Source organism: Streptomyces sp. NPDC002206 (assembly GCF_053593595.1).
The window spans coordinates 1-9,527 of the sequence record NZ_JBSFCW010000072.1; the positions used below are offsets into that span (position 1 = coordinate 1).

Below are 9,527 nucleotides of genomic sequence, written 5' to 3' on the forward strand. Positions count from 1 at the left end.
GCGGCCTGGCTCACCCTGTGGGCGATGACCTACAACCTGCTGCGGGCCACCGGCTCCCTGACCTCCGCCTTCCACGCCAAAGCCACCACCGCCACGATCCGCACCCACCTGGTCCAGGTCCCGGCCCGGATCGCCCGCTCCGCACGACGCATCACCCTGCACCTGCCGCACAACTGGCCCTGGCAGCACGCCTGGACACACCTCTTCGACACCGTCCACGGCCCACCCGGCTGACACGAACAGCCCCCACCCGACCCGCCCGCCGCCAGGGCCCAACCGGAACCGAACCCTGTGGAAAAGCTGGGCAGACCAGCGGCTACAACCTGCCCATGCCCAACCGCCGACCTGAAACCGGCTCGAGACCGGTCACAAGATCACTCCCCAAACCACGTCGGTGGATCAAGGCTAAGGCCCCTGACCCCCTCGATGCGAACTACGGGCACGGCGGTCGCTGAGGTCCGCCAAGCACGTCAGTTGGGCGTCTGCGGCTGGTGGGGGTCGGTTGTGGGCTCGGTGGTTGCTGTACCTCGCTGCTGTACAGCGCCGGCTTGGAAGGTTGGGGCTGCTGTGTACTGGTATGCCGTTGCTCCCGATGGCTCCGGCCAGTAGGCCCGTCGGTAGAGGCCGAAGGCACTGAAGAGGAAGCAGAAGCCCACGATTGTGGCGAAAGTTGCTATTGGCGTCGATCCCAAGTGGCGGTGCACAGGACCCACGATGATCGTGCCCCCGGTGAAGGGTGGTGGTTATCCAGGAGCGCTGACATGATCTCGACAGCTGCCTGCCGACAGCGAACGCAAGGTCATCATCCACACGCCGCATTACGTCGGCTGGGCTGTCTCGGAGAGCTGATATGTCTCGCCGCACCCGTGCACTGGTGGGCATTGCGTGTGCCGCGGTGCTCCTGTCCGTCGCCGCGTGCACAACGGATCATTCGGACACCGGGCAACCCACGCGGCCCCACGGCTCCACGACGCCGGTCCCGGCAACGGCCGACACCGTGCCCGGCACCACGCAGCCCTCCCTACAGAAGCCGCCGGAGCTGGACTCTGACGCATCACTCGCCGGCCGCCAGAAGGTGACCACTGGGAACGGCAGCATTCCCTACAGCAAGGGCAAGAAGGGCGACGCCCTGACCATCGCGGTGAGCTGCCAGGGCAAGGGGAAGATCACGGTGACGGTGCGGCCTGTGCAAGTCTCCTTCCCCCTGGAGTGCGGTGCTGACCAGGTCAGCACCGTCTCCAACGAGTTCGCGTTGTCCGGGGTGGAGCGCAGTGGAGTCGTGTCCGTCGAGACGTTCTCAGCCGTGCGTTGGTCGTTGACCGTAGGCCGTGGCGCACCAACAGAAGCAGACCCGCCGGGTGCTGGCTGAGTTTGGCCACCGTGCCCGTGCCGGATGCCAGCTTTGAGATCTGGCCTCATCCTTATCAGGTCGATCGAGGCACCTTCTCGACCATGGTGAACGTCTGTCGACCCATGGTCCGGCTAGCGCTGAGGTTCGGCGTTGATCGGTGACGTACGCCCTTGTTGGTGTCAGCCGCTGATGTCAGATGACCTAAGAGAAGAAGAGAAACACCCCGACTCCGACCAGAAGGCCCCCGATCGCAATCGATCCCGCTCTGGTTCGGCGGACTTTCTGAGCTTCAGCGGAACGCCCTTCCTCGTCCTCTTCCCGAATCACCTTGCCGGTGAGAGCGGCGAAGCCGAGGAACAAACCTCCGAGTAGCGTGAGAACGACGCCCAAAATCCCTACCAAGATCTGCGCATCGCCTTCTTCCGCAAGCCTCACCAATCCCCCCTCCACTTGGACACCGTCTACGGGCCTGCCCCATCCTCAGTGGGGTCGATCAGGCGGTCAAGGGACATGCACAGGGTGCAGCTGAGGTTTCTGCGTCATCAAACAGCTCGACGCGGCTGCTCCGACCCCCAGCACAACCCACCACTCTCCTCAGCTCCCATCCCGTCCGCCGTCGACCCACACGTCTGTGGAGCGGGCGTGGTTCATGGCGTCCAGGTGGAGCGCGCCACTGTACGAACGACCTGGACGCCATGGGCCGCGTCTGCTCGGCTCTGCCTGGGTCGATGGTGGACGGGATGGGAGACCCCAACGCTCGCCACGATGTGCCCGCGGCCGGGAACTGCGCCCCCTCCCACCCGGTGCCGGCCGATCCCCCGCCGGAGGCATCGTCTGTGACCGTAGGCCGCGTTCGTCGGGTGCTCGACTCATGACCTCCAGGCCTATCCACAGTGGGCGGGCGTCGGCGCAGCCGGGGCGGAGCGGGCCGAAGGCAGGAGCAGCAGCCCCAGCGGAGCCGGGAAGCCCGCCCGGCGGAGCGAAGCGCAGCCGGGTGCTTGAACCCGTAGAGAAAGTTTCTACTCACGCAGCCCACTGCTACGCGATGCGCCTGAGGAACTGCAGTCACTTACTACCGTCAACGCCCCCGCAGCGGGTCGCTGCGGGGGCGTTCTGGCTGGTGGGCGCGGACGGTTTCGAACCGCCGACATCTGCTTTGTAAGCCTGGCGCCGACCACAGGACGGACTTGGCTGGTCAGCAGCCGTACAGCAGGGCCAAGCCTGTCAGCGCGTGCCTGCACCGCCTCGCACCCCAATTGACCGTGGCTGACTGCTCGATCTGGCACGGATCTGGCACGCGCGCGCCGCCGACACGTGCCTTGTAAGTTCGATCACGGCCCGGAGGCGGCCCCGGCCTACCGCAACTACCGGGGTTCAGTAGCGCAGCACTGCGGCGATCCGGTCATGTTCGGTGAGGCGGTCGTCGGGGAGGAAGACCACTTCGGTGCCGTGGTCCAGGGCGGTCTCGACGAGTTCGTCGACGATGTCCTCGCGAACGCCGGCCTCCCAGCCGCCCTCTGGTTCGCCGCTCAGTGGGGTGAGGTGGCCGTCGGTCAGCCGAACGGTGGGCTGAAAGTGCTCTTCGACGGCGATCATCGCGGCGCGCCCGGCGCTGGCAGCTTCCCAGACCTCATCCAGCCCGGCGGCGAAGGTTCGCCGACTGCGGGCCTCGTCCAGCGCCGTGTCGACCCGGCTGGTCTCCTGGGCTGCCAGTGCGGCGCGGGCGGGTTCGAGTTCCTGGAGGAGGACGCTTTCGGGGCCGTCGGTGAGGCCACCCTTGACCACTGTGGCGGCCGGGGCACGGGCTGCGGTGCCGACCTCCTGCAGCAGGGTCATGGCCTCGGCGAGTCCGACGAGAAACAGTGGGCGGGGCTCGGCTGACAGCATCGCGGTGAGCGCGGTGTCGACGGTGCGCATGAAGCGGCGGGTGTGCTCATCGCTAAAAGTGCTCGGCTGGTCGCCCACGCGTTCCTTGTGCTGGACGTCCCACTCGCCTTCCGGGGCCACGACGGGGAATCCGTTCCCCTCGTGCAGGTGGAGGGTGTCACCTGCGCCGCTCCACAGGGTCGCCCTGTCGGCGGCGACAGCCAGCACCCAGAAGGGGTGGCCCTGGGCCTTGGCAGCGACCAGGTTGCGGGTCAGGAAGGTGTCGCTGAGGACTACCCGCTCAGGGACGTGACGCGGCACGGTCCAGATCTGGTGCTCCTCAGTGGTGGCGTACAGCACCAGGCCGTCCATGACGTGGCGCAGATCGACGTCGGCCACTGCCCGTTCCAGCTGGGCGTGCAGGTCAATGCGGTCCTGGCGCGATGCCTGCGGGTCGGTGTCGATCCGGCGCTCGGCTTCCGCAAGGAGGTTGCGCAGCTGTACCGCGTCCTGGGCGTTTTCCGGCTCGCGCCGGTGCGTCGGCATCGTCAGGGAGACCGCCGGGTAAGGCCTGTCAGACCGCAGGTCTCGCAGCATGTCGGAAGTCAGGGCATCAGTTTCCATGAGGGTGCCTTCCTGGTGGGCCCTTTGTTCTGCTCGTGCGCTCCGCGCAACCGGCTGTCCGTGACCGCGGCAGCCGTCATTGACGGGTAAAGGGCGGGTTTGACGGCACAACACGGCAGAGGTTGTAGTACGACCGGTATCCCTCGAGGTAGCCGTCCCGCATATCCAGCCTCATTCGGAGTGTTGTTGGGGAAAGAGAACAGGAACAGGGGAGGTTGAGACAGGCCAGTGGCCGGGCGGGTCTCGCCAGGATCAGAGAATCTTCGATGTGAGCAGCGAGGCTGCGCTTTCTTAACATGCTCTCCCCCGTTGGGGTGAGCGCGCGGTTTTTCCACTATGACATGGGAAAGTGGGGGACGCGCGGCAGGAGAGCGCGTTACGAAACCGTCTGGGAAAGCCCCAAATTCCGAGACCAGGTCACCGAGGAACTCCGGGCGGCTGACCGCTCGTTCTGGCACGGATCTGGCACGCGCGCGCCGCCGACACGCGCCTTGCAAGTTCGATCACGGCCCGGAGGCGGCCCCAACCTATCGCTTCTGTGCCTTGAACCAACGGATCACGATGATGGCTAGTCCGACGGCAGCGATGATCGTGACAGCTGTAGCGATCTCGGCGCCCAGGGGCATTACTCCGAACACGTGCGTCTCCCTCGTTCAGTGGTTGCAAACGCCTGCAGATACGCTCTCGGGTTCTCGCGTGCGATGACCATGGCATGCCATCCGGCGCTCGTAGCATCCAAGGCGAAAGTCTTGAGGATCTTCTGAGCTCGGCCTCCTTTTCATGCGGAGGCGTGCGACCGGCATCGCCGAGCCACACGACGCACCTTCCCGTACAATCCCCAAGCTTCCGTCCCGTCTGCCCGGTCATTCTGAGTTCGTGGTGGGACGCAAGATCAGGGCGGCAAACTCTGTTGCGAATGGGGGGCGGGTCGGCTTCGATCACGGCCATGACCGATGGTGCCGCAATCGACGTTGCCGACGACCGGATCATCGCCCAGCACATCATCCGCGGCCTCATGGTGATCCGAGAGCACCTCGGCTGTTCGCTCCATGAGGCGCTGGACATCTTTGCCGCCCGGTACGAGGTGCTGCGCATCGAGCATCCTGATGCCTTCGTGTGCAGTCGTGACGAGTACTGGGTGGGCTTCTACTCGTGAGGCCGCGTCGGCCACCAGTGATGCGTTACCGCTGGCCCCCTCGATGCGAACTATCGGCACGACGATCACTGAGGTCTGTTGGCCTGGCGACACGGGCTGTAGGGATCGGCCACGGTTGTTGGCAGTCGGTGTGGTTGCTGTACTTCTCTGCTGTACTGCTGGCCCTGGGGACGGACTAATACGGGGCGGTGGAACGGTGAGCGCAGTCAGTCGCGGAGTGCTGGCAGTCGTGGGTACAGCAGCCGATGGAATCGAGACGCTGCGCACAGGCATGGTCGAGCCAGCCATCGCTCTCGGCTGGCAAGTGGCCGTGACCCTCACGCCGAATGCCGGCCGGTGGATGAGGGCGAACGGCGAGCTCGACCGGCTGGAGACACTGACCGGCCTGCCAGTACGGGACGCACCTCGCCTGCCGACCGAGCCCCGCCCCCACCCGGTCGCCGACTGCTACGTCGTCGCACCCGCGAGTGCGAACTACATCGCCAAGCTCGCGACGGGCATCGCCGACAACCAAGCCCTGACGCAGGTGAGCGAGGCGCTCGGCACGACCGGCATCCCCGTCGTGATGTTCCCCCGAGTCAACGCAGCTCATGCAAGACATCCGGCATGGCAGGGGCACATCGAGACACTGCGGAAGGCGGACGTAGATCTTGTCTACGGTCCTGACGTCTGGCCACTGTACGGACCTCGCGAGGGCCCAGAAGTTCGAGAGCTGCCCTGGCCCACGATCATGAAGTCCATCCAGAAGGTAGCGACCGATGCTTCTCGCCGGTTTGCGGTGTGATCGTGCCGTGCAGGTACGGCGAGCGCTTGCCAGGGCCTGCCGGTCCTGAGCAGTCGAAGCCGGTGAAGACAGAAGGTACTGATGGTTATCGCGCTCGTTCTATGGCTACTGCTGCCCGTCGCCTGGGCCGCGCTGCCCTGGCTGCCTCCGAACCAGACGTTCGGCTGCTTCGTGGCAGCGGCGCAGTTGATGCTGTCCGTAGCGGCCCTCTCCGTCGGAATGCCGGCGGAGAATCTGCCGCCATGGTTCCTCATTCCAGGGCTGGTCTCCTCTGTGGCGCGACTGGCGTCTGTGCCCTTGATGCGCCCGAGGAAAGGATGAGAGACGCCGTCAGGCGGTGATCTCGACCGGGGAGAAACCGAACTGCGACCCCCGCTTTAGGAGCGTGGTGGGGCGAGTTGGGCGCTGACCCGGGTAACGCCAACTCCTGTGCCACCAACACCTCAGCTCCGCTGGCAACCGCGGTTCCCCTTGAGTCCCCGCTCCATCTGGCACGTCTGTGGCACGGACCGACCCTCTCGATACGAACTCGCCCGGGGCCGCCCTCGAGCGTTGGTATGAGCGCGCATGTGCGGTCGGCCCGGGTTGCTGCTCGTGATCGCCCGTCATGACTGCACCGTCACCGACCCCGCATGACCACCTTGCTGCCAACCAGCCGGTCTGGCAGGCCCTGCCTCTTCGGGCTGAGGTTGGTCACCGTCATGTGGGCGACCATGAATACCGGGACCGTGTTCACCGCGAGGTTGCTCAGGTGGCGTACAAGTGCGGCGCCGTAGGAGAGCCGTCCGCCGTCGGCGTTCCGCACGACCTCCATGCCGAGGAGCCGTTTGCCCACCGTGCCGCCCCATCGCGACACGCTCAGTGGCGAGTACAGCAGCAGGAAGGCGAGCGACCACACCGCGGCCGAGGGCAACCAGACGTCATCCTCCGAGGCCGCCACGAGGATCCGATCGAGGGCGATCAGCGGGCCGAGAATGACAGCCACGGCGATCACCAGATCGATGAGCACGGCCATGCCCCGCCGCATGACGTCTCCCGGGGAGCCGGGCAGCGAACGGGATGAGACAACCATCCAGGGCAGCGAAGAGGAGCCGAGATCGGAACCGAGGTCGTCGCCCAATGACATCCGTCCGAGCATTCCGCATCCACACTTTCGATCTTGGAGCCGTCTTTCGGCCACGGACAGGGCGAACAGGCGCGGAGTCTATATCAGCCCCCATCGCCACTGCTCTCCCTGGCCCCCTGGCCGATTCCGGCCAGTACGCCGAAAGCCGCCCACTCCGGGCCTGGCCGCCCCAAGGGCCGCCCCTCACCCCTCCCGCACCCCGCCACCCGGTCGGCAAGAAACAGTGCAAGTGAACATGCCTCGACGCGGCGGAACCGACAAGGAGACTTAAAGACCAAGCTAAGCGACGCGCGAGGTGTCGGCGACCCGCCCAGTGACACATGTCCACTGCCCAGCGCTCTACCACTGGGGGGTCGAAAACGGCCGCCCCAACTCGAGGAGCCTTCTCCACTTGCGCATCCACAAACACACCGCCGTCACGGTGGCAGCGACACTGATCGGCTCGCTAACCCTGATCGGGGCGGGGGCAGCGGCGGCCACGGCCGAGGAGACGAGCGTGGCACTGCCCAGCTCCTCGTTCCGGGACATCGTCGTCGACGGAGTGCACGACCGGGTGTTCGTCAGCGACCCGACTGGCGGCAGCATCGTCGTCACCGACTACACGGGTGCGGTTGTCCAGCAGATCACCGCCGAGGAGGGGGCCGCAGGCCTCGTGCTCTCGGCGGATTCCAGCAAGCTGTACGTGGCCCTGTCGACGGTCGGCGCGATCGCCGAGATCGACACCGCCACCCTCACCGAGACCAACCGCTACCCGACCGGCGCGGACACCTCGCCCCAGAACCTGGCGATGGCGGGCGGCAAGCTGTGGTTCGGCTACACGGTCGACAGCAACGGCGGCATCGGCTCGCTCGACGTGGCCTCTCCGGCCCCGGCGGCGACACTCGTCCCGAGCGGTCGGTACTGGTACTACGCCCCGGCCCTGGCATCGTCCCCTGCCGACCCGAACGTCCTCGTGGCGGGCGAGGAGGGCGTCAGCCCGGCCACCCTGGCGGTCTACGACACGGCGGTCGGCGGCCTGCAAAAGCGCACCGAACGCTCCTTCTCCTCGTCGCCGTCGATCTCGTACCTCAACGACTTCGCGGTGACGGCGGACGGCCAGAACATCGTCGTCGCTGCGAACAACCCGTCCGACCACCAGATCGTCCGCCTGTCGGACCTGTCGTCGAACGGCTACCACTCGAGCTGGCAATTCCCGAACGCGGTGGCCGTGGCGGCCGACGAAACAGTGGCGACGGGCGCAGACGGCGACTTCGTAAAAACCTACCGCCCGGGCTCCACCTGGCCGGCGTTCCGCGAGTACGCCGTGAACGACCTCCAGCGCGACGGCCTCGCCTGGGCCCCGGACGAGAACCGCCTCTTCGCAATCACCGGCTTCTCCTACGGCAGCGCCCCCACGCTCCACGTCCTCCCGGACGCCGGCAAGCTGGACACCACCCTCAACCTCCAGGCCCCCGCAACCTCCCACAAGGGCAAGGCCCTGACCGTCACCGGACAGCTGTCGGCAGCGGAGCCCTTCCCAACCGGCACGACGGTGGAAGTGACCCGCACGGACGCGGAACACCCGACCGGCACTCCGGTCGGCACCTTCCCCGTCTCCACGGCGACGGGCGAGTTCACGTTCGCGGAACGCCCGCGCGAAACGGGTGACATCACCTACACCGCCACCTACAAGGGCGACAGCCAGCACATGCCCGCAACGACCCAGACGACGGTGACGATCACCAAGTAGCCACCCTGAACACACCACCAAAGGCCCCGAACCAGCCAGGTACGGGGCCTTTGACCTCAGTAGCCGTGCCACGCGACCCCCGGGTCCGGCCGGGCCGCCTGTGGTGGGATGGGCTTCGACTGCCGGTACCCACCGAGTGGACAGGTAGCCCTCCGCCAGAAGCTGTCAACGTAGGACAATGAAGCCTCCATGGCCCGGTGAAACCTGACGCGACGGGCTTGGAGCACCTGTTTGGAAGACGCGGTATGCGGACGCTGGCTGACCTGGGACGCGTCTGACGTTGGCCGTAACTGAACTGTGGCCGAGCTTCCCCGTGAGTCCCCGCCGCTTCCCGTTGGACCGGGCATGCAACGGGCACGGCCCGGATCGCTAGGACTGTCCGGCCGATCACGAGGGTTGCGGAGAAGCGCGTGGACGCGCAGCGCGGCGGGTGCCATGATCACGCCGGTGTCCGGCGCGGTTCCGGCGCGCAGGGAGGGACCATGAAGCTCTACGTTGCCATACCTGTTGTTCTGCTGGCGTTGCTCATCGCCGCCTCGGGCGTAGCGGGGATTACGCGTGGCTGGGTGCTCCCCGCGAACCGGCGGACGGTCCACCGCCCTCGCCTCTACGGGTGGGGCCAGTTGGTGGCTGCCTTCGCCCTGGGCTGGCAACAGGTCTGCTTCTGGGTGCTCAGCGACCCTGACACCCGCCAGTGGGGGTCGCTGAGCGGCGGCGTGCTGCTGCTGACCGGTCTCATCGTGATTATGGTGAGCCATCGCACGGGCGGTAATCAGCAGGACAGTGGCACGCCCTGAGCTTGGCGTTTAACCTCGCCGGTTCACTCGACCCGCTGATCTCGTGTTCTTCGAGGGACAGCAGGGCGGCCGTTCTTCACGCTTCGAGGTGTCG

Annotated in this window: 9 protein-coding genes; 6 read left to right on the forward strand and 3 right to left on the reverse strand. The window is 66.5% G+C overall.

All coding sequences use genetic code 11. The annotated features are described in order from the left end of the window. Both ACWCP8_RS40640 and ACWCP8_RS40645 read left to right on the forward strand, forming a co-directional pair. On the forward strand, window positions 1-234 hold a 234-nt coding region (locus ACWCP8_RS40640), incomplete at its 5' end, for a transposase (protein WP_451121564.1). Between the two features lie 763 nt (window positions 235-997). Next, window positions 998-1,369 (forward strand): hypothetical protein, encoded by a 372-nt coding sequence (locus ACWCP8_RS40645; protein ID WP_451121566.1) that lies wholly within the window; start codon window positions 998-1,000, stop codon window positions 1,367-1,369. A 183-nt stretch (window positions 1,370-1,552) separates the two neighbouring features. Here the strand turns inward: ACWCP8_RS40645 and ACWCP8_RS40650 are convergent, their stop codons facing one another. Then, complete coding sequence (locus tag ACWCP8_RS40650; protein ID WP_451121568.1) at window positions 1,553-1,786, reverse strand: hypothetical protein; 234 nt, start codon at window positions 1,784-1,786, stop codon at window positions 1,553-1,555. Between the two features lie 939 nt (window positions 1,787-2,725). Continuing rightward, on the reverse strand, window positions 2,726-3,841 hold the full coding sequence (locus ACWCP8_RS40655; RefSeq protein ID WP_352271833.1) for a baeRF3 domain-containing protein: 1,116 nt from the start codon (window positions 3,839-3,841) through the stop codon (window positions 2,726-2,728). 946 nt (window positions 3,842-4,787) lie between these two features. Here ACWCP8_RS40655 and ACWCP8_RS40660 point away from each other — a divergent pair. Together ACWCP8_RS40660 and ACWCP8_RS40665 are read left to right on the forward strand one after the other, a co-directional pair. After that, window positions 4,788-4,997 (forward strand): hypothetical protein, encoded by a 210-nt coding sequence (locus tag ACWCP8_RS40660; RefSeq protein ID WP_352271831.1) that lies wholly within the window; start codon window positions 4,788-4,790, stop codon window positions 4,995-4,997. Between the two features lie 229 nt (window positions 4,998-5,226). Next, on the forward strand, window positions 5,227-5,781 hold the full coding sequence (locus tag ACWCP8_RS40665) for a flavoprotein (protein WP_352271829.1): 555 nt from the start codon (window positions 5,227-5,229) through the stop codon (window positions 5,779-5,781). 619 nt (window positions 5,782-6,400) lie between these two features. Here ACWCP8_RS40665 and ACWCP8_RS40670 read toward each other — a convergent pair. Continuing rightward, window positions 6,401-6,919, reverse strand: coding sequence for an RDD family protein (locus tag ACWCP8_RS40670; protein ID WP_451121571.1), 519 nt, complete (start codon window positions 6,917-6,919; stop codon window positions 6,401-6,403). Between the two features lie 379 nt (window positions 6,920-7,298). Between ACWCP8_RS40670 and ACWCP8_RS40675 the strand changes: the two genes are divergently transcribed. Both ACWCP8_RS40675 and ACWCP8_RS40680 read left to right on the forward strand, forming a co-directional pair. Then, window positions 7,299-8,636, forward strand: coding sequence for a YncE family protein (locus ACWCP8_RS40675; protein ID WP_451121573.1), 1,338 nt, complete (start codon window positions 7,299-7,301; stop codon window positions 8,634-8,636). A gap of 482 nt (window positions 8,637-9,118) precedes the next feature. Next, on the forward strand, window positions 9,119-9,433 hold the full coding sequence (locus ACWCP8_RS40680; protein ID WP_352271825.1) for a hypothetical protein: 315 nt from the start codon (window positions 9,119-9,121) through the stop codon (window positions 9,431-9,433). Window positions 9,434-9,527 lie beyond the last annotated feature (94 nt).